Consider the following 19,018-nt stretch of genomic DNA (forward strand, 5'->3'; position numbering starts at 1 on the left):
AACCTAACGGTTTGTTCCAGGATGGCCAGTAAACCTTGATGCAATCCTTGGCACAAGTAAACGAGCAACACATTTTTCTAAAAGTCGAATCCCCGGGCTTCCTGCCAAGGACGATGCTCGACGCTACCGCGACACCCACGGCCGCAATCAATGCGGCGTGACGCGAGACCGCACGCGTCCAAGCGCTATCCGGTCGCGATCAAGGAATACAGGTGGTGATCGCGTCGCTCACCACGGACAACCTTGAACGATCGGAGAGTGCCCTCACGAACCATTCCGACCTTCTCCAGCACCCGCGCAGACGCCATGTTGTCGACATCGCACGTCGCCGCTATCCGCACTAGCCCGAGTCGATCACGCCCGACACCGATGAGTGCCCTGGCTGCCTCGGTCGCATAGCCATGCCCCCATGCCGTAGCCGATAGCGAATAACCTAGCTCGCCAACATTGTTCGCCGAATCTGTCACCCACACCGCCGCACTTCCGACGACCTCGCCGCGGACGATAACCGCAAGCTGGTAGTCATCCGCCGAGGGCGTCAACCGCTCCACCAAGAACCGGTGCGTGTCAGCAGGACTATTCGGCCCCCACGTCATGAACTCACATACGCGCGGGTCGGAAGCAAAAGCGTGGACAGCATCGAAGTCCTCAGGCAGGAACCAGCCCAAGCTCAGTCGTTCGCTTTCCGCGACGATGTGTCGCTCTCCCCCCGCACTCATATCCGCCTTCATACCAGATCATGGCGGATCCCTATGAGTAGCTTCGCAGACCAATGAGGATGCGCACCTCAATTTTGCGCCATTGTTCCTCAAGCGCAGGGTACTTCACGACCGCTGACCGACCGACTCCGCCGACGGCTCAATCACGTGCCGAACGCGTCGGTTTCGCAGCTCGACTGAGGGATTGGTCCACGAAGTCGATCATCCAGTCGAAGCTCTCGTCGAGGTCGGTGCCGAGTTGAAAGCTGTGTTCCGCTTGGAGAGTGGCAAATCCGTGCAGCAGGCTCCGCAGCATCCGGAGAGCATGCGTCTGTTGCGCCGGGTCGATGCGGTAGCCGTGCAACATTGCAGCCCAGGAATCCATGACGCGGTTGGCGGCAGTCATGAGTGGGTCGTCGGGTCCGGTGATCTGGGCGGCGTTACCCGCGGCATATCGGCCAGGATGGGCGACGACATATTCCCGCATTGCGCGCGTTCCGGCGACGAGTGCTTCGCGTCCGGACCGCCCTGCGATGGCGTCGCGAATGGTGTCACCCAATTCGTTCATGGCCAGCACGCCCACGCGATGCACCAGGTCGGCCAGGTTGTCGACGTGTTTGTAGAGCGAGGGGGTCTTGACGCCGAGCCGTTCGGCCACCAATCCCATCGACATCTGCGCAATTCCGATCTCGTCGGCGAGGTCGGCACCTGCTTCGGTGACCGATGCGGGCGCGAGACCGGCCCTAGGCATGGGGCAGCGCCTTGGCGAGGAACGGAAGTGCAACGGCGAGAAACTCATTGGGGGCCTGGGCATGTGGGTAGTGACCGACTCCGTCGAGGACGGCTACTTCGCCGATGCCGGTGGGCAGGTCTGCGACGATGCGGTCGCCTTCGGCGCGTGGGTCCGCGAAGTCCGGATCGGCATCGCCTTCGACGACGAGTACGGGGCACTGGACGTTGGTCAGTTGTGCACCGGCATCGGTGGGGGCCGACTTGCACATGGCCTGAAGGGCTTTCGTGCGGCCGGGCTCGTGGAGGACAGTGACGATGCGGGCCAGCTCGTCGTCCCAGTCGGCAGGCTTGGTGGGGTACGCGAGATCGAGGTACTTCTGCCAGGCGTTGACGCTGCCGCTCAGCAGGGTTCGACCCAGCAGTGTGGTCGCGCGGCGGTACCGCTTGTTCGTCAGCAGTGCGCCCATGGAGTAGGTGACTGCGCGAGTGAACGGTGCGAGCTCGATCAGGCCCACGATCAGTTCGGGAGCGGTGGCGGCAGCCATGGTCGCTGCTCCTCCGCTGATCGAGTGTCCGATGATCACTGCGGGGCCGCCGAGGTGACGAACGAGGGCGACGAGGTCTCCGGCGATGTCGGTCCGGCTGTAGCCGTCCCACCCGATACTGGATTCCCCGCAACCGCGAATGTCGAGATTCGCTACCCGGTATCCGGCCTCTACCAGCGCCGGAGCCAAGAATCGGTAGGCTTGCCGACTGTCGCCGATGCCGTGGGCGAGGACGACGAGGGGGCCTTCTCCGATCAGGTCGTATGCGAGGGTGTTGTCGCCGATGGCGAGTACTTCGGTCATGATTGGCTCCGACGTCGATGAGGCTAACTGGTGTAGCTAAAAGCTAATCCGATTAGCCAAAGGTGTCAACCCCTCATGCGAGCCGACGCGAGGCCAGCATGTTCGTTCAGCTGCCCGAGCCTGGGGGTCGGTTCATGCGGGCAATGAAGATCGACGACACGAGAGCGCCGACGAACATGCCTCCGCCGATCCCGATGCTGAGGTTGTCGATCAGAACGCCGACGATGACACCGGCCAACATGCCCGCGACTACTCCGTACAGCACGTACGTGCCGGCATTCGGTTTCTGTGGGCTGTCGGCCATACGAGTATCCGTTCGTCGATGTGGCACGAAAGAGTTCGGACACAGCCTAATTGCTGACCGAGATGTGTGGAGTGCACAGTGCGGAGACCACGCAGGATTTACCCGGTGCGGGTCAGTGCGGCCAGGACCTCCGTAGGGATTGTTCGATAAAACCCAAACCCCGCTGCGCGTTGGCACCCGTCGAGCTCGAAGGAGACAAAGGAGCGGCCCGAGCCGTCGGGTCTGCGCAATTCTGTCGATGCAGTACGGGTACTGCTCTGATTGCACGCCGGCGCGATGGGCGCGTCCGCCACCGACCTGACGAGCCGAGCGCTGTCCGCTCGGTTCATTGTCGTCAGAGACCCGACCGCATCGAGTGGCGGTTCCGCGGTGGCGACCGTGCACAACTGCAGCCGGTCCACGTCGTCTATCGGCATTACCAGGGAGGGAACCAGCGGATCATCGCGTTCCTCGGCGGCTGCCACCTCCTCGGGGGTGGTATTCGCGAATCCATCTGCGTAAGAACTGGATTGGCAGGTTGTGGTGTATCGGTCGTCGTAACCGGTCGAGTGCGACGACCGGGATACCTCGGTGAGTTCGGCCAGTGCTTCGATCGGTCCGTTCTGTAGACCACACGGGCTCGCCGGCCATGCGGGACGGAATGCCTCGCCGGCATCGTCGACGAACCACAGACCTACGGGTGGGGTCATCTCGTACGCGCACGACGCCATGACGCCGGGAGGGAAGCGCTCGGAATCCACTGAGAACGCAGCGTCGACAGCATCGATGTCGCCTTCGAGTCGTACCGAGTCCACCGTCTGTATCCCGGACTCGTCGACGCCTCTTTCGCATCGCACTACTGCAACCGGCTCGAACGTTCTGGGTGGGTACCCCGGATCCGGAGCATCGGCTGTCAACGCCGGATCCCACGGCCCAGAGCCGGTCAATGCTGAGTAGATGTTCTCGGCCAGACAATCAGGGGCTGAGACGACCTTCGCTGTCGGGGGCCGATAGGAGACGCTGTCGGCGAACGGGTTCAGCTGGGTACATCCCCATGCGGCTGCGACCGCGACGCCCATCAGAAATAGGGACGATCCGACGCGACGCATGCCCAAAGGGTAGTGGCAGACGACGTCGCCACCGGTCGCCTCGCACGTATCTCGCTGACGGGGTGAGCAGTACTTCACTGACGCGATGGTGCGCTCATTGTCTACACTTCGATCAGGGGCCACCGCGCCCAGAGACAGGGTTGACGCGAGCACCGCCTCGCCGCCCGAACTCTGTGCAAGGAGATCGATCATGAGCGCAACCACCGTGGGCTTCGGCCGCATCGCACCCACAATTCCCGTCACCGACATACAGCACTCGATCGAGTTCTACCGCGACGTTCTCGGTATGACCGTGACCTTCACCAATGGCAGCCCGACCGGATTCGTCATTCTCCGGCGAGACGCCGCCGAGCTGCACCTCACCTTGGTGAGCGGCCACCGAGCTGGCCACCACAACGTTGCTCACCTGATGGTCGACGATGCATCAGGCCTCTACGAGCACCTGATCGAACACCAGGTGCGTATCGTCAAACGGCTGCGCGACGCGGACTACGGACTTCGCGGCTTCGTCTTCTGCGACCCGGACGGAAATCGAATCGACGTCGGGCAGCCCCTCCCATAGAGACAACCGCTTTTCCGAATATTGCGTGCGTCAGTGCCGACCGGCTCAGTAGTGGGTGCCCATGACCCTCCGTACTTCGTCCAGGGTCTGCTCGGCTATCTCGTTCGCACGGTCGTTCCCCCGACGCACTACCGACCGGACATAGCCGGGATCGAGGGCAAGCTCTGCGCGACGACGACGATGTCCCGCAAGGAATGAGTTGGCCGCCTCTGTCACAAGGGTTTTCAGTGCGCCCGACCCTGCTGAGCCCACATCGGCGGCGATCGATTCCGGGCTTGTGTCAGTGCACAGTGCTGCGATAGTGAGCAGCGCCGACACTCCCGGTCGCGTGTCCGGATCGTAGGAGATGTGTCGCTCCGAGTCCGTAGCTGTTCTACGTACAACCTGAGCTGTCTCGTCCGGTGTCATCGACAGCGTGATCGCGTTACCGAAACTCTTGGACATCTTGCGTCCGTCGAGTCCCGGAACGTCAGGACTCGAGGTCAGGAGTGCTTGTGGTTCGGTGAATACCGCGGCGTATCGATCGTTGAATCGCCGTGCGATGACCCGTGCCATCTCGATGTGCGGGAGTTGGTCCTTACCGACGGGAACCACATTGGCCTTGCAGAACAAGATGTCCGCCGCCTGATGTACCGGATAGGTCAGCAACAGGCCGCTCAGGGCACGACCACTGGCTGCGAGTTCGGCTTTCACGGTCGGATTCCGGTGGAGTTCGGCTTCTGTCACCAAGCTGAGGAAGGGCAGTATCAGTTGATTGAGGGCAGGTACCGCCGAGTGCGTGAAGATGGCCGATCTGTCGGGATCGATGCCGGCCGCCATGTTGTCCAAGGCTGCGTCGTACACGTGCTGTCGCACGTGCCCGATTGCGTCGCGGTCGGTGATCACCTGGTAGTCCGCCAGGACGATCATCGTCTCGACGCCCAGGTCTTGCAGTCGCACGCGCTCTCGGATCGTCCCGAACAGGTGACCGAGATGCAATGGCCCGGTGGGCCTTTCCCCGGTCAGCGTGCGGTACCTGCCCGGATCAGCCGCGATATCGGTGGCGAGTAGATTGCTGCGCTCGACGCTGGAAATGTAGGTGTCGGTGCTCATCGAAGACCTCTCTGTACGAATGGGCGGGCTGTTTCAGCCGCGTCGTGTTCGTTCGAGAGACCGGCGGGCTGAAGTACAGCCCGCAGGACATGGTCGACCGGGCTGCTAGCGCAGCCACCACCAAGCCTGATGAATGTCGATCATTCCGGCAGGGTAGCAAGGTCGACCGACGCTGCGCCGTGAGCTGCTACCTCCGTGGGCGATGCAGGCCTCCGGGCGGCCGGAACAGATCGCACTTCGGGCGACCTGGGTGGAACCCTCGGTCCCGCAATTCAGACGTCGACCATTCGACGGACATCTCACGGATCGAACATCGACGGGCCGGCCGAATCGGAATCGACGGCCCTGTTCCGGTGCGCCGTTCGACCGACAACCCTTGACTTCGATTCGATAATTCGGCGCTAATGAATGGGCGGGAACCTCCCGAGCGGGAGCTCCGAGAGCCGTCTGCAACGTCGTGGACACGTCGAGGAAATCCCGCAAAAACATGTAACGACCTGCGTCTACCTGCCGATCTTCATCAGGACAAAGCATGAAGGACCAGCTAGTCTGCTCCGTGGGGTGGCACGCAGTCGTGTCGATCGCGCAGGGCGCGATACAGCGGATGCATAGGGGAATCAGTTGACGATCAGCGGCTCGGGCGCGCTGGGATCGGTCGTGTCTCGACGCGACGCTCGGCGGTTGCGCAAGGTGACCTCGCGTCGCGAGTGGGAGTCGCACTACATCGATGGATTGCGCATCACCGACACACTCGTGGTGCTCCTCGCCGTGACGGTTGCGCAGATCATCCGATTCGGTGATATCGACTTTCGCAATCCGTGGTCGATTGCCGGCTACATCGGCGTATCGGGTGCCCTCGCCGTGCTGTGGCCGACGTTCCTCGCCATCTTCCGCACCCGTTCCCCTCGGGTCATCGGCAATGGCTCGGAAGAGTATCGACGCATCGTCTCGGCCACGTTCCGGCTTTTCGGCACCGTGGCAATTCTGTCTCTGCTGTTTCGCTTCGACATCGCGCGTCTGTATCTCGCCATCGCATTTCCCGTCGGCCTGATCGGGTTGCTGCTGAGCCGGTGGGGATGGCGCAAGGTGGTCGCTCGCAAGCGTGCGCGTGGTGAGTATCAGACGTCGGTGCTCATCGTCGGAAGTAAGAGTTCGGCGTTGTCGATGGCGCGGTCGTTCGAGCGTTCGCCCGGAGCGGGTTACAGCGTGGTCGGCATTTGCTTGCCCAACTACGAGCCCAGCAGCGCCGCGTCTTTCACGATCGACGGCATCGACATTCCGGTGCTGGGGGACGAGCACAGCGTCGTCGAGGCCATCGAGGTCTCCGGCGCAGACACCGTTGCGGTGACGGCCACCGAGCACATCGGCCATCACGGGCTCCGAAAGATGGTGTGGGACCTCGAGAAGAAGAAGGTCGATCTCGTCGTCTCTCCCGGCGTCATGGATGTTGCCGGTCCGCGACTGGTGATGCGGCCGGTATCGGACTTCCCGCTCATCCATGTCGAGAAGCCGCAGTACAACGGGGCCAAGAAATTCGGGAAGACGGCCTTCGATCTCGTCTTCGCCGCGTCGGTGTTGCTGTTGATCTCGCCGGTTCTGCTCACCCTCGCGGTGATCATCAAGTTCACCAGCAAGGGCTCGATTTTGTACAAGTCCGAGCGAATGGGTATGGACGGCAAGCCGTTCCAGATGATCAAGTTCCGTAGCATGGTGCAGGACGCAGACAAGCGGGTGCAGGATCTCGCTGCCCTCAACGAGGGTGCGGGCGTGCTGTTCAAGATGCGCGACGACCCCCGCGTCACATCCGTCGGCAAGGTGATGCGCAAATACAGCCTCGACGAGCTTCCGCAGTTCGTCAACGTCCTCACCCGCGAGATGAGTGTGGTGGGTCCGCGCCCGCCGCTGCGCAGTGAAGTCGAAACCTACGACGGCGAAGTGCGACGACGATTGCTGGTGAAGCCGGGCATCACCGGGCTATGGCAGGTGAGTGGCCGATCTGATCTGTCGTGGGAAGAGAGCGTGCGTCTGGATCTCTCGTACGTCGAGAACTGGTCTATGACAGGCGATTTGCTCATCATCGCGAAGACAGCGGTTGCGGTCGCCAAGAGTGAAGGCGCGTACTGAGGGCAGTTCGACACCGATCCGCTGGTGTTGTTCTTCTCTGCGTAACCAACTGTTCAGCGCGGTCGCTCGAGTACCGCGGCGGCCCGAAATGTGTTTACTATTCGCAGGTGCGGGCGTGATCTGATCAGTGGCCCTCACGATCTCGAGACTGTGTCTCGACCGAACATCGCTCAGCAGCGCAATCGACGGGGAACGAGCAGAATGCGAATCACAGTCTTCGGTACCGGCTACCTCGGTGCCACGCACGCCGCCTGCATGGCCGAACTCGGCCACGAGGTTCTGGGCGTCGACGTGGACCCGGCCAAGCTCGCGAAGCTCGAGGCCGGCGAGGTTCCGTTCTGGGAGCCGGGTCTCGAAGAGGTGCTGCAGCGCAATATCGCGGCCGGTCGCTTGCGCTTCACCGCGTCGTACCAGGAAGCCGCAGACTTCGCGGAGGTTCACTTTCTCGGTGTCGGTACTCCCCAGAAGAAGGGTGAGTTTGCGGCCGACATGAAGTTCGTCGACTCGGTCATCGAGACGCTCGCGCCGTTGCTCACCAAGCCCGCCGTGATCTTCGGTAAATCGACCGTCCCCGTCGGTACCGCCGAGCGACTCGGCCGCATGGCCCGCGAACTGGCACCGGCTGGCGATGGCGTCGAGGTGGCCTGGAACCCCGAGTTCCTTCGTGAGGGCTACGCCGTCAAAGACACGCTGCATCCCGACCGTCTGGTGCTGGGCGTGGATCGTGAGCGGCCGGGTCGCGCGGAAGAATTGGCCCGCGAGGTCTACGCGCAGCTGCTCGACGAGAAGATCCCTTTCCTGGTGACCGATCTGGCCACGGCTGAGCTGGTCAAGGCCTCGGCCAATGCGTTCCTGGCCACCAAGATCTCGTTCATCAATGCAATCGCCGAAGTCTGTGAGGCGGCCGGAGCAGACGTCACCGTCCTCGCCGACGCCATCGGCCATGACGAACGTATCGGCCGTAAGTTCTTGAACGCCGGCATCGGCTTCGGTGGTGGCTGCCTGCCCAAGGACATCCGGGCTTTCATGGCCAGGGCCGGCGAGCTCGGTGCCGATCAGGCGTTGACGTTCCTCCGCGAGGTCGACAACATCAACATGCGACGACGCACCCGCATGGTCGAGTTGGCGCGGGAAGCGTGCGGCTCGCTGCTCGGTGCCCGGGTGGCGGTGCTGGGTGCGGCCTTCAAGCCCGACTCCGACGACGTTCGCGATTCACCGGCTCTGAACGTGGCCGGTCAGATTCAGCTCCAGGGTGCCGCGGTCAACGTGTACGACCCGAAAGCGATGGAGAACTCCAGGGCGCTGTTCCCCACGCTGACCTACAACAACACCGCTCTCGAGGCATGCGAGGGTGCCGATGTGGTGCTGGTGCTGACGGAGTGGAAAGAGTTCAAGGCGCTTGTCCCCAGTGACCTCGACGGTGTGGTGCGCAGCAAGAAGCTGATCGACGGCCGTAACTGCCTGGACCCGGAGCAGTGGCGGGCGGCGGGCTGGAACTACCGAGGCTTGGGTCGTCCCTGAGCACAGACAAACAAGTCCAGCGCACAATTCATTCGATGGAATGAATTGTGCGCCACTTTATCCGCACGTATCTGTAATCCGAATTAACTGACACTTAATAAAAGTCAATTCGCCTGTTGTTGCGCCCGTGAACAAGTATCGAGGTTCGTTAGGAGACGCGAGCCCGCCTATCGGAGGTTCGATCGCACGATAAACAGCACGGGGCGCTGTGAATTCTCACCAGAGTAAGTCGATGATGCTCATGTGTAACGTTTCTGGACCACGCGGCGGTTACACCTGGTAAGCCCCTGTCGCCCGTTTCGCCTAGTCAGCGTAGGTGTGGTAAACCGAACGGGAACTGTTATTCGTCTGTGATCTACGCCGCTCGCGTGGTGCTTCGGATAGCAGCGTGGGACTATTCCAATTCGATACCAGTGGCATTCCGGACTGGTTCCGATTTACAGACAAGCGTCCACCCAGAGTGGTCGGTCAAGTGCAGAAGGAGGGGAGCAGGTGGCATCTGTCGGGGCTGCACCACGCTCACTCTGGGGATCCTCGCGGTCAGGGGAGTTGAAGGCCCGCAAGCTCACGTCCAGGCATGTGTGGGAACACCAGTACATCGCCCGCCTCAGGGCGACCGACGTACTGGCAGTGGTCCTGGCCGTTGCCCTCGCCCAGTTCGTACGGTTCGGAGGGGTCGAGATGTCGGGCTTCACGAACTCTGCGATCTACACGGGTGTATCAGCCGCACTCGCCGGCCTGTGGCTCGCGTTTCTAGCCATCTTCCGAACCCGGTCGACCCGGGTGATCGGCAACGGCGCCGAGGAGTACCGCCGCATCGTGTCGGCCACCTTCCGGCTCTTCGGTGTTATCGCGATCATCTCCCTTCTGTTCCGTATCGACTTTGCCCGCCTGTACCTGGCCATCGCGCTTCCCGTGGGATTGGTGGCGTTGCTGATCAGTCGCTGGCTGTGGCGAAAGGTGGTCACTCGACTCCGCAGCGAAGACAAGTACAAGACGTCGGTGCTGATCGTCGGAAGCCGCTCAGCTGCGGTCTCGATGGCCGAGTCGTTCGAGCGTTCGCCGTCCTCGGGCTACGCGGTGGTGGGGATGTGCATGCCCGGCTACGAGGTGCCGAGCGATGGAATCGTTCACGTCGAGGGTGCAGATATTCCGGTACTAGGTAGTGAAAGAGACGTCCTCGCTGCAATCGACGAGTGCGGTGCCGATACGGTCGCGGTGACGGCCACCGAACATCTAGGCCACAAGGGCATTCGCAAGATGATCTGGGACCTGGAGAAGAAAAACGTCGACCTGGTGGTCGCGCCTGGCGTCGTTGATGTTGCCGGCCCCCGTTTGGTGATGCGGCCAGTCGCAGGGTTCCCTCTGATTCACGTCGAGAAGCCGCAGTACAACGGTGCGACACGATTCAGCAAGGTCGCTTTCGATCTGACGTTTGCGGCGCTGGTTCTGGTGTTGATCTCGCCGGTGCTACTTGCAGTAGCGATTGCTGTGAAGGTCACTAGTCGTGGACCGGTGTTCTACAAGTCGGAGCGGATGGGTATTGACGGAAAGCCGTTCTCGATGATCAAGTTCCGCAGCATGACCGTGGATGCGGACCAGCAGGTGGCGCATTTGCTCGACCAGAACGAGGGTGCCGGTGGGGTGCTGTTCAAGATGCGGAACGATCCGCGGGTAACCCCGGTCGGCAAGATCTTGCGTCGCTTCAGCCTCGATGAACTTCCTCAGTTCATCAACGTGCTCAGGCGCGAGATGAGCGTCGTTGGTCCGAGGCCGCCACTACGCCGCGAGGTGGAAACCTACAACGGTGACGTTCGTCGTCGCTTGCTGGTCAAGCCGGGGGTCACCGGGCTGTGGCAGGTCAGTGGACGATCCGATCTGTCGTGGGAAGAAACTGTCCGGCTGGACCTTTCGTATGTGGAGAATTGGTCGATGGTGGGGGATCTATTGATCATCGCAAAGACCGTGAAGGCGGTTGCCGGAAGCGACGGAGCGTATTGAGTCTGCGCAGGTTCGGGTTTCGTCGCCTAGCTCAAGTGCCGGAAAGGTCAGTTGTTCGATGAGTAAGTCAGTTGCGATTATCGGTACGCGGGGGTATCCGAGTTACTATGGTGGTTTCGAGACGCTGGTCAGGCGTCTGAGCCCGTACCTTGTCGACTCCGGCTGGGACGTAACGGTTTACGGTCGTCCCGATGCAGTGAAGAACGACGATCCGCTGCTGGACCCACGTGTTGATTCCGTCATGACCAAGGGGCTCGAAACCAAGTCCCTCAGCACACTGAGCTATGGGTTGTCGTCGTCTATCAATGCGGCCCGACGTAAGCCAGATGTCGCTCTGATCATGAACGTAGCCAACGGATACTGGCTTCCGCTGCTTCGTTCTCGTGGGATTCCGACGGTGGTCAATGTCGATGGTATCGAGTGGGAGCGGGCAAAGTGGGGCACCAACGCCAAGCGCGTGTTCCGCGGCGGAGCACGCTTGACAGCAAAGTATGCAACCGAGTTGGTGTGCGACTCACACGAAATCCGGCGTCGTTGGAGTCGCGATTTCGGCCGTGACGGAGTGTTCATTCCGTACGGCGGGGATGCGCCCGACCGCCTTCCCGTCGTGGAAGGCCTGAGGTCCAGGGAATACGTACTGATCGTGGCCCGATTCGTACCAGAGAACACAGTGCCTGAATTCCTGGAGGCCGCCCGAGAGCTCGGAAAGAAGTGGGACGTAGTCATCGTCGGCTCGTCGGGATACGGCGGTGAGATGGATCTTGCAGCCGCGAAACTGGCGAACGAGTCTTCTCGCGTGCAATGGCTCGGTCATGTCAGCGATGACAAGAAGCTGTTTTCGCTATGGCAACATGCCGGCGCTTACTTCCACGGTCACAGCGTCGGTGGGACGAATCCAGCGCTTGTTCAAGCAATGGCCTGCGGCGCTCCAGTGGTTGCGCGTGACACTGTTTACAACAGGGAGGTACTTTCCGAGACTGCTACTTTCGTGCAGCCGGACCCCTCCAGCATCACGGCTGCCGTGAGTCGCGCGATGACCGACAGGACGTGGCAAGACTCGTCTGCGGCGTTGTCTTTTCAGCGGTCGCGAGAGCTTTACACCTGGGAAGGCGTGTGCTCCAGCTACGAGTCGTTGCTGGAGGAAGTCGCTAGACCCGGTACGGCACATAGCGACAGGCTCGTGAATCGTGTCGGGGACAGCTAGCCTCGAGATGAGTGAGCCACCCTCAGTACTCCGCATAATTCCGGAGCTACGAGCCGATCATGTCAAGAGAAGCCGGTACCTGACTGCGGCGAAAACGTTGTATCTTGACACGAACTCGGACTTACCCGGCACTTCAGTACCCGACGATTTTCAGCGCGTATCGCTGCTCGGACTAATTAAGAACGTGATTCTCTCGCGTGCAATCATATTGGAGCTTCCGGAACCACTGTGGATGCGCTTCCTACCGAGGACGGCGCTGGCGGCATTGGCGTGGAAGGCGTCGAGACTCGTGAGGCGGTTTCCGGGAACGACCGTCGCCTATGCAATCGAGAACAATGAACCGGTCAATCTGTTGTTCGGAAACCGAAGTGTCGCAGGTAGCCTTTCGAGACCCTTGACTCTGACGCTCGGCGTCGTCATACGAATCAGTGTCGATCGCCTGTGCTTCGGGAGTGAAGGGTCGCGTGCGACATATCAGTCGATTCCGATGGTGAAAGGCATCGATCATTCGGTCGTGGTGAACTTACCCGCAAGGCCGTATTCCCGTAGTTTGCTGCCGTCCGATGAGGAAAGCCGCCGAGGCAGAGTGGCCTTTGTGGGTGTTTTGGAGCCCCGCAAAGGTATTGACGTGCTGATGAAGTCATGGCCGTCGGTGGAGCAGAGTTGTCCGGAGGCGGTCCTCACCATCGTGGGTGACGGGCCGATGAGCCGCGAAGTCGAGCAATGGAGCGCCAAGAACCCTCGCAGCCGAAACTTCGTTGGTCGACTTCCGCATTCCCAAGTGTCGAGCCTCGTCGGCGGAAGTGCGCTGCTTGTCGCACCGTCGGTTCGTGCCGGTCGGTGGAGAGAGCAGATCGGTCTGCCCATCCTCGAGGCACTGTCTGTCGGCGCGACGGTGGTGACGAGCGACGAGACAGCGCTTGCCACTTGGCTTGCGGCGCAGGGGCATTCGGTTCTACCCGCAGGTGAGTTGTCCACGGAGCTGGCCGGCGAAATCCTCGATCGCTTGAAACAGCCTCTGACCAGCGACAAAGTCATCGCATCACTGCCGGAGGTGGCCGGTCGAGTCGCGGCGGACAAGTGGATGAACCAAGGCCGGCAATTACACAGCGAAGGCTCGACCGAGAATCAGAGTAGAAACGGGAACTGATGACGAACTCGGCAAGTCGCGTTGATCGCGTGGTGGCGGTAGTGGTGCACCACAAGAGTTATGACTCGATCGGGTCGACGGTAGCGCTGTTGATCGATGACGGAATCGACACCAAGCGTGTGGTCGTAGTAGACAACGGAGAAGAACCCGACCGGCGTGCCGAACTTGCGTCACTGCTGCCGGACGGAGTGCATCTCTTGTTCGAGGAGAACCGTGGCTACGGTGCTGCGGTCAACCGTGGTGTCGAGTATGCAGATTCGCTCGGGGCACCATACGACTATCTTTTGGTGTCCACTCATGAGTGTCGTGTCGAAAAGGGCGCGGTCGGAACTCTTGTTGCAGCGCTGGACCGAAACCCTGACGCCGCGATTGTTGGCCCGACGCTGACGTCCGGGGAAGAGGATGAATTCATCTGGTCCGCCGGCGGGTTACTCACCCCGACGCTCCGGCTGCCTCGGCACTACTTCCACCGAGCCGCAGAGCTTCCTCCTCAAGCAGATGCGGAGGTGGACAGGGAATGGCTCGATGGCGCGTTCCTGGTCACCAGACGATCCGCATTGCGAGACCGGGCGGTGGACGAGCGGTTCTTTATGTACATGGAAGAGGTCGATCACCACGTCGCGCTGAGAAGTCGCGGATGGAACATCCTGTGGATACCGTCTGCTCGGGTGTGGCAGTCGTCTGGTGGAATCCCGCCCTACTATCTGGGGCGCAACATGCAGCTGTTTCAGAGGTGGAACGGGACACTGGTCAGTCGCGTAGCTGCAACACCGTGGTCGATCGCGCATCGCGCATTGTCCGACCTGCGACACAGGAGGGGCCTGAGCAGCGTTTCCTCAATGATCAAGGGCTGGAACGATGCCAGACGAGTGCGCGACCCAGCGGGCGGCCCAGTCGTCATCGTCAATCCACTCGGTGGGGCGCTTGCTCACTACGAACGTGAACTGACAGATGTGATCAACGCTCTAGGCTTCGGAAACACCACGTTGTCGACGTTCGAGCCTTCGCACGGTGGCCGCTCCCGTTTGGGATGGCTCTCGGCATATTTCCGTCTACTGATCCGATCGCGATTGACCAAGAAACGCCGCGCCACTGTCGTCGTATGGCCGGCCTTGGGCTACCTCGACGCAGTGCTGGTTCGCTTTCTCGCCGGTCCTCGAGCTTTTGTCGTTCTACACGACCCAAGCCCACTCGTGCGGGCCATCGGCTACGACGCAGTCTCGATCCGGCTCGCGAGAGTGTTCGGTGGCGATAGATTCATCATCCACAGTGAAGCGGCGAGAAGAGTCACGGAGTCTTCGAGCATCAACAGCACTGTGCTTCCTCACCCAGTCCTCGCGCCGATGCGACGCAGTGGGGAGGTCTCCCGCCGGCAAGTTGTAAGGGTGCTCGGGCAGTACAAACCAGACCGGGACTTGGTGGCGCTTGAGGAGATTGCGGTCTCGATCGCAGACGTCGACCTGGAGATACTGGGCAGAGGCTGGCCTGAAGTGAAGGGTTGGACAGTCACTGATGTTTTCTTGTCAGAGCAGGATTTCGACGATGCTGTGGACTCAGCGAGCGTCGTCGTGATTCCCTATCGGAAGTTCTTCCAAAGCGGTGTGGCCATACGCTGCTTCGAGCGGGGGACACCCGTAGTCGGCTTAGGCGGAACCAGCCTCGACGAATTAGCCGGCGTTGATCGCAAGCTTCTTGTCGGTCCGTCGTATTCGTCAACTTGGTCCGAGGCCGTGAAGTATGCGCTCGAGCGCAAAGAACCCGGCGATCAGCCAGAATCGGACGCAGTACGGGTTGCCAGCGTGGCCGGCTGGGACCGCTGGCTGGGGTCGGTGTCATGAGCAGCGAGTTGACCATGCTCGCTTTGGGGCGACGTAGTGAGCGCGTGGACGAGGCATGGGCGCGTTCCGGGCGAGTGACTTCGATAGTTCGTTTCGAGCATGCGGCACCTTCGGGAGTGCGCTTCGGGAAACGGGTCTTCGGCATCGCTATGGACTCTTTTTTGCTCGCCGCCAAAGCGCGACCTCGACACGGTAGTGAGAGCCTCTTGTGTGCGAATCCGTGGATTGCCGTGGCGCTGAGAGCTGTAGGAGTGTCAGCTTTCGCAGTGACCGGGCTCTATGCGGTGCCAGGCACCAACAGCTGGAAGCTCCTTAGACGGTCCCTGAAAGACATCCCAATAGTGACAACGGCTGAGATCGAAGCGGAGCAATGGGTGGCTGAGGGTGGCAGGGCCACCGCCGTGTTGTACGGCAACACTTTTGGGTACCCCAGTGCGAAAGCGTCTTCGAAAGTTCCGTCGATATTCATCGGCGGTACCTCGGATCGCGATACCGAACTCATCAACTCCCTCGTCGACGAAGTCCGTGCAGACACGCGAAGCGTACGGCTCATCATTGCCGACGGCTCGGGTTCCCGACTGTGGCGGGGAGAACGCGGCGAGATCGAACATTTCGGGCGGGTGAGTTCGGAGGAGTTCGGCAGGATCATGAGTACGAGTGACGTTGTGTTCTTGCCGATATTGAACAAGCCCAGAGCTTCTGGGCACATGGTGTGTGTCGGTGCATTGGAGTGTGGGATACCGGTGGTGTCATCGGAATGCACCGGTATGGATGGGTACGTAGACGGAAGGTTCGTTACACACTTGCAGCCGGGGGCATCGATTCTCAATCAATTGATCGCCCGCACTCAGGGGCCGCTAGACAGTGAACAGGTCAGGGGGTACTGGACGGAACACTTCAGCCTGGACGCGTACATCGGACGGGTGCTGACGGCCGTGGACCATCTGACCGGTCGCTAGGTCAACGTGCAGTAGCCGTCGCGTCGGGGTCGTTGTAAGTGCGAGCTGAGTTCATCCATCGATCGAAGTCGTGTCGGGAGCTGGTGAGTGGAAGGGTGCCCACGATCTGGGCTGCAGGCCGGGGTGTTCGTATCTTGCCCAGTATCACCTCGGCAAGTCGTCTGTAGTCGACGTCTTGGGAAACGACCGTGTGACCATTTGCGCCGAGCCATTCTGCGTAGCCAGTTTGGTCGGTGGTGATTATTTCACAGCCATGGGCCAACCCCTCCATGATCGGAAGGCCGATCTGTTCGCGCCAACGCGGAGTCGACTGGGAAAGAAGAACTAGGGCTGACGCCCTTCGCAGATGGGAGTGGATTTCCTCACGCGGCGGGTCAACGACTACTTGGACTCTGGAGTGAGCCCTGCTCCAGTCGAGTACGAGGTCGAGAAGCGGGCCCTGACCGATCATCGTGAACGTGATGTCGGGGCAATCCCATACTTGATCCCACAGACGCATCGCCTGCCTGATTCCCTTGCGATCCGAAAACTCACCCACAAAGAGTAGGTTCGAGCTCTTGGCAGGGCCATGGCAGGTGCATGGCGTAGGCAACTCCAGAGTTTCTGCGACATCGATTTTCGCCAGTAGCTGCGGTACCAACAGGCGGTAGTTGCTCGCGGCACCGGGGGTCCCGAACGCGACTCGATCCACCGGTTTCATGATGTAGGCGCAGATCGCTTGAACGACGTTTTGCACCCAACTTGGCGGAAGCGGAAGCAGTTCCTGGATGGGCAGGACCGGTGAGTTGTTCTCGATTGCGTATGTAGTCAATTGAAACCGTTTGCGAAGGACACTGCGAGAGACCCTCGCGGCAGTCGTGTATAGAAGAAGCGACGGCCAAGCCCTCACCATGAACGGTTCGTTGATCTCGATGAACTGCTCGTTCGCGGAAAGTATGCGCCTGACTGTCCGGAGTCTGCTCGCCCGCTCGATGCTGACATGTTCGGTGAGTTGCTCCTCGAAGTCGTACATTTTCTCGCGATACAGAAGATGCCCTGCGGTCATCGTTCGAAGATCCGATAGGTGGGTACTGCGGATGGATTCGTAGATTCGAAGAACGGGAACATTCGGAGCTTTGTCCGTTTTGGGCATCTTGGGGTAGATCTGGGGTGGGTGTGCGCCGTGCGCGTATCGGTTGGCAAGCACTGTATCTCCCCAATTCCCAAACCTGACTCCACTCGAATCAACTCAAACAGGAGAGTAGCCCGGTTTGGCAAGGATCAGCGGTCCATGGTCCGAATTGCATTCAAACGGACGACGCAGCCCACCGGCGGGTTGATGCAGCCGATATCGGGCTTAGGAAGTGAGGCTGCCGATCCATGCGCCCGTCAAGAATGCGGAACAAAGAATGGTGCAGAATCCTAGTAGTCGAACTTTGAGCGCGAAGAGTAGTAGCGCTCCGCTCAGTGCCTCAACCGACGCGTATGCGGCGAGTAGAACGTTGACGTCGAAGTTGCCCACTCGTGAGGAAACAATTGCAGCTACCGCGACCACGCTGACAGACACCATTGTTAGTCTGGACGCGCTTGGCGGAAGAAACCGGAAGGTCATTCGCTGCGCAACTGCGGCGGTAGTCGCGCAGATGAGCCAGATGCCTACAATGGCGACCGGAACTAGGAGTTCGCGATACCAGACGAAGGCAATGGCGCTGCCTCCCAGAGCGATTGGCGTCAGTCCAATCCATAAAGCCTGAAGGAATTTCCGACCAGAGGCTGGAGAGTCGGTTGATTGATGGATCAGGGTAGGGACGACGGCATTGACTAGCGTGGCTGACGCGGCACCGACGATCTTGGTTGCAACGCTAAGAATCGTTAGATTAGACGCTGGAAGCAGAACTGCAGTGGACTGAATCAGCACAACTGCGGTTTGTCCAATTCCGGAGCGTGCAAAGAACCATCCCGCACCAGACCTGGACCGTATTCCCACCAATGGAACTGCCGCGAGTGCCGTGTTGCCGACCCCTTTGCGGACCATCGCCAGCAACAAGCAGATGTTCCCAAGGAACAGGGCTATGAGCATCGCTGTGACTGATCGAACTGGATCACCCCAGGGGATCAGTAGTGTCAGTACAGCAAGCATGTTGGCGGGCAGAGCGATTCCTGACATCCAACGCGGGTCGCCTTCTGCTTCCGAAAATACTGCTCGAAACCACACCACTGCCTGTATCGCGGCGTTTGCTGCGCTCGCTGCCACGATGGGGAGCAGGTCGATGCCTAGCTTGCCGTTCAATTCCAGCCACGCAGCACCTACTCCCACGAAAACGATGCTTAGGAGGGGGGTTGACCAGCGGAGAATCCCCACCCCTCGTCTGGATATTCGGTGTTCGCTTAGCAGCATTGGATACATGACACCGACGAGCAGAGTGAGCGTTGGCAGGAGGCCAAGGTTCCACAGGTAGAAATACGCGTCCGTCGAAGTGTTCGCACCGTTCCGCCAAATCAGGAGTGCGAGCTGAACCACGCCAGTGCCCTGTGATGCGAGGGACAGGACGGGCCCCCGGAGCATTGCAAGCGGCGGCCGGGCCTTTCGTTGAACCATGGACGTCACTTGCTAACTATGGCTGCCGGTTCCCCGATGGACAACACGAGTGGGGTCGGACACATGAGCGAGGAACACGGCTATTGACGAACGTCATCGTCGGGTGCTCGTTCAAGGTGAACCGCGGACTGCCATCCAACTTCGCTGCAGTCTCCGCAAATCCATTGGTCGGGTGGCCGTGGGCGGTATCAGGGCAGTACGGACTCTTTCGCCGCATAGACGGCCTCGGTGGCATCCTTCTGCGGTCGCCACCACTGCTCGTTGTCGCGGTACCAGTCGACGGTCGCTTTCAATCCGGCGCGGAAGTCGACATAGGTTG

16 protein-coding genes and 1 pseudogene are annotated in these 19,018 nt (G+C 60.6%); 8 read left to right on the forward strand and 9 right to left on the reverse strand.

What is annotated here, in order from left to right; genetic code table 11:
• Positions 1-185 precede the first annotated feature (185 nt).
• The 5 genes from E4P29_RS19825 to E4P29_RS19845 form a co-directional block, all read right to left on the reverse strand.
• Positions 186-731, reverse strand: coding sequence for a GNAT family N-acetyltransferase (locus tag E4P29_RS19825; protein WP_135046842.1), 546 nt, complete (start codon positions 729-731; stop codon positions 186-188).
• A gap of 127 nt (positions 732-858) precedes the next feature.
• Positions 859-1,449, reverse strand: coding sequence for a TetR/AcrR family transcriptional regulator (locus E4P29_RS19830; RefSeq protein WP_135046843.1), 591 nt, complete (start codon positions 1,447-1,449; stop codon positions 859-861).
• Positions 1,442-2,278, reverse strand: a complete 837-nt coding sequence (locus E4P29_RS19835; RefSeq protein ID WP_135046844.1) for an alpha/beta hydrolase — start codon at positions 2,276-2,278, stop codon at positions 1,442-1,444. The genes E4P29_RS19830 and E4P29_RS19835 overlap by 8 nt, the downstream gene beginning before the upstream one ends.
• Before the next feature lie 106 nt (positions 2,279-2,384).
• The gene (locus E4P29_RS19840; RefSeq protein ID WP_135046845.1) at positions 2,385-2,582 is read right to left on the reverse strand and encodes a hypothetical protein; all 198 of its coding nucleotides are present in this window, start codon (positions 2,580-2,582) and stop codon (positions 2,385-2,387) included.
• A 98-nt stretch (positions 2,583-2,680) separates the two neighbouring features.
• Positions 2,681-3,670, reverse strand: coding sequence for a hypothetical protein (locus tag E4P29_RS19845; protein ID WP_135046846.1), 990 nt, complete (start codon positions 3,668-3,670; stop codon positions 2,681-2,683).
• 190 nt (positions 3,671-3,860) lie between these two features.
• On the opposite strand from E4P29_RS19845, the gene E4P29_RS19850 reads away from it, so the two are divergent.
• A complete protein-coding gene (locus E4P29_RS19850; RefSeq protein ID WP_135046847.1) occupies positions 3,861-4,232 on the forward strand; it encodes a VOC family protein in 372 nt (123 codons plus the stop codon).
• Positions 4,233-4,277: 45 nt separating this feature from the next.
• Here E4P29_RS19850 and trpS read toward each other — a convergent pair whose 3' ends face one another.
• Positions 4,278-5,324, reverse strand: coding sequence for a tryptophan--tRNA ligase (trpS, locus tag E4P29_RS19855; RefSeq protein WP_135046848.1), 1,047 nt, complete (start codon positions 5,322-5,324; stop codon positions 4,278-4,280).
• 657 nt (positions 5,325-5,981) lie between these two features.
• Between trpS and E4P29_RS19860 the strand changes: the two genes are divergently transcribed.
• The 7 genes from E4P29_RS19860 (at position 5,982) to E4P29_RS19890 (ending at position 16,121) form a co-directional block, all read left to right on the forward strand.
• Complete coding sequence (locus E4P29_RS19860; protein WP_245154412.1) at positions 5,982-7,448, forward strand: sugar transferase; 1,467 nt, start codon at positions 5,982-5,984, stop codon at positions 7,446-7,448.
• A gap of 201 nt (positions 7,449-7,649) precedes the next feature.
• Positions 7,650-8,969, forward strand: a complete 1,320-nt coding sequence (locus E4P29_RS19865) for a UDP-glucose/GDP-mannose dehydrogenase family protein (protein ID WP_135046849.1) — start codon at positions 7,650-7,652, stop codon at positions 8,967-8,969.
• A 579-nt stretch (positions 8,970-9,548) separates the two neighbouring features.
• Entirely contained in the window at positions 9,549-10,970 is a 1,422-nt protein-coding gene (locus E4P29_RS19870; protein ID WP_245154419.1) for a sugar transferase, read from the forward strand.
• Between the two features lie 58 nt (positions 10,971-11,028).
• Positions 11,029-12,174: a glycosyltransferase gene (locus E4P29_RS19875; RefSeq protein ID WP_135046851.1), complete on the forward strand. Its 1,146-nt coding sequence runs from the start codon at positions 11,029-11,031 to the stop codon at positions 12,172-12,174.
• A gap of 394 nt (positions 12,175-12,568) precedes the next feature.
• Entirely contained in the window at positions 12,569-13,324 is a 756-nt protein-coding gene (locus tag E4P29_RS19880; RefSeq protein ID WP_167735550.1) for a glycosyltransferase family 4 protein, read from the forward strand.
• Positions 13,324-15,162, forward strand: a complete 1,839-nt coding sequence (locus E4P29_RS19885) for a glycosyltransferase family 2 protein (protein ID WP_135046853.1) — start codon at positions 13,324-13,326, stop codon at positions 15,160-15,162. The genes E4P29_RS19880 and E4P29_RS19885 overlap by 1 nt, the downstream gene beginning before the upstream one ends.
• Positions 15,159-16,121, forward strand: coding sequence for a glycosyltransferase (locus E4P29_RS19890; RefSeq protein ID WP_135046854.1), 963 nt, complete (start codon positions 15,159-15,161; stop codon positions 16,119-16,121). The genes E4P29_RS19885 and E4P29_RS19890 overlap by 4 nt, the downstream gene beginning before the upstream one ends.
• A 1-nt stretch (position 16,122) precedes the next feature.
• Here E4P29_RS19890 and E4P29_RS19895 read toward each other — a convergent pair whose 3' ends face one another.
• The 3 genes and pseudogenes from E4P29_RS19895 to E4P29_RS26435 all read right to left on the reverse strand — a co-directional run.
• A complete protein-coding gene (locus E4P29_RS19895) occupies positions 16,123-17,166 on the reverse strand; it encodes a glycosyltransferase (protein WP_167735551.1) in 1,044 nt (347 codons plus the stop codon).
• 291 nt (positions 17,167-17,457) lie between these two features.
• The gene (locus E4P29_RS19900; RefSeq protein ID WP_135046856.1) at positions 17,458-18,417 is read right to left on the reverse strand and encodes a hypothetical protein; all 960 of its coding nucleotides are present in this window, start codon (positions 18,415-18,417) and stop codon (positions 17,458-17,460) included.
• A gap of 470 nt (positions 18,418-18,887) precedes the next feature.
• A pseudogene (locus E4P29_RS26435) lies at positions 18,888-19,018 on the reverse strand (dTDP-glucose 4,6-dehydratase); the annotation flags it as partial.

This window comes from Rhodococcus sp. 1R11 (genome assembly GCF_004563845.1).
GTDB lineage: Bacteria > Actinomycetota > Actinomycetes > Mycobacteriales > Mycobacteriaceae > Rhodococcoides.

Excerpts from the sequence above, each read along its gene's own strand:
- E4P29_RS19825 (WP_135046842.1), bottom strand. The coding sequence starts at position 731 with ATGAAGGCGGATATGAGTGCGGGGGGAGAGCGACACATCGTCGCGGAA.
- E4P29_RS19830 (WP_135046843.1), bottom strand. The coding sequence starts at position 1,449 with ATGCCTAGGGCCGGTCTCGCGCCCGCATCGGTCACCGAAGCAGGTGCC.
- E4P29_RS19835 (WP_135046844.1), bottom strand. The coding sequence starts at position 2,278 with ATGACCGAAGTACTCGCCATCGGCGACAACACCCTCGCATACGACCTG.
- E4P29_RS19840 (WP_135046845.1), bottom strand. The coding sequence starts at position 2,582 with ATGGCCGACAGCCCACAGAAACCGAATGCCGGCACGTACGTGCTGTAC.
- E4P29_RS19845 (WP_135046846.1), bottom strand. The coding sequence starts at position 3,670 with ATGCGTCGCGTCGGATCGTCCCTATTTCTGATGGGCGTCGCGGTCGCA.
- E4P29_RS19850 (WP_135046847.1), top strand. The coding sequence starts at position 3,861 with ATGAGCGCAACCACCGTGGGCTTCGGCCGCATCGCACCCACAATTCCC.
- trpS (WP_135046848.1), bottom strand. The coding sequence starts at position 5,324 with ATGAGCACCGACACCTACATTTCCAGCGTCGAGCGCAGCAATCTACTC.
- E4P29_RS19865 (WP_135046849.1), top strand. The coding sequence starts at position 7,650 with ATGCGAATCACAGTCTTCGGTACCGGCTACCTCGGTGCCACGCACGCC.
- E4P29_RS19875 (WP_135046851.1), top strand. The coding sequence starts at position 11,029 with ATGAGTAAGTCAGTTGCGATTATCGGTACGCGGGGGTATCCGAGTTAC.
- E4P29_RS19885 (WP_135046853.1), top strand. The coding sequence starts at position 13,324 with ATGACGAACTCGGCAAGTCGCGTTGATCGCGTGGTGGCGGTAGTGGTG.
- E4P29_RS19890 (WP_135046854.1), top strand. The coding sequence starts at position 15,159 with ATGAGCAGCGAGTTGACCATGCTCGCTTTGGGGCGACGTAGTGAGCGC.
- E4P29_RS19895 (WP_167735551.1), bottom strand. The coding sequence starts at position 17,166 with ATGACCGCAGGGCATCTTCTGTATCGCGAGAAAATGTACGACTTCGAG.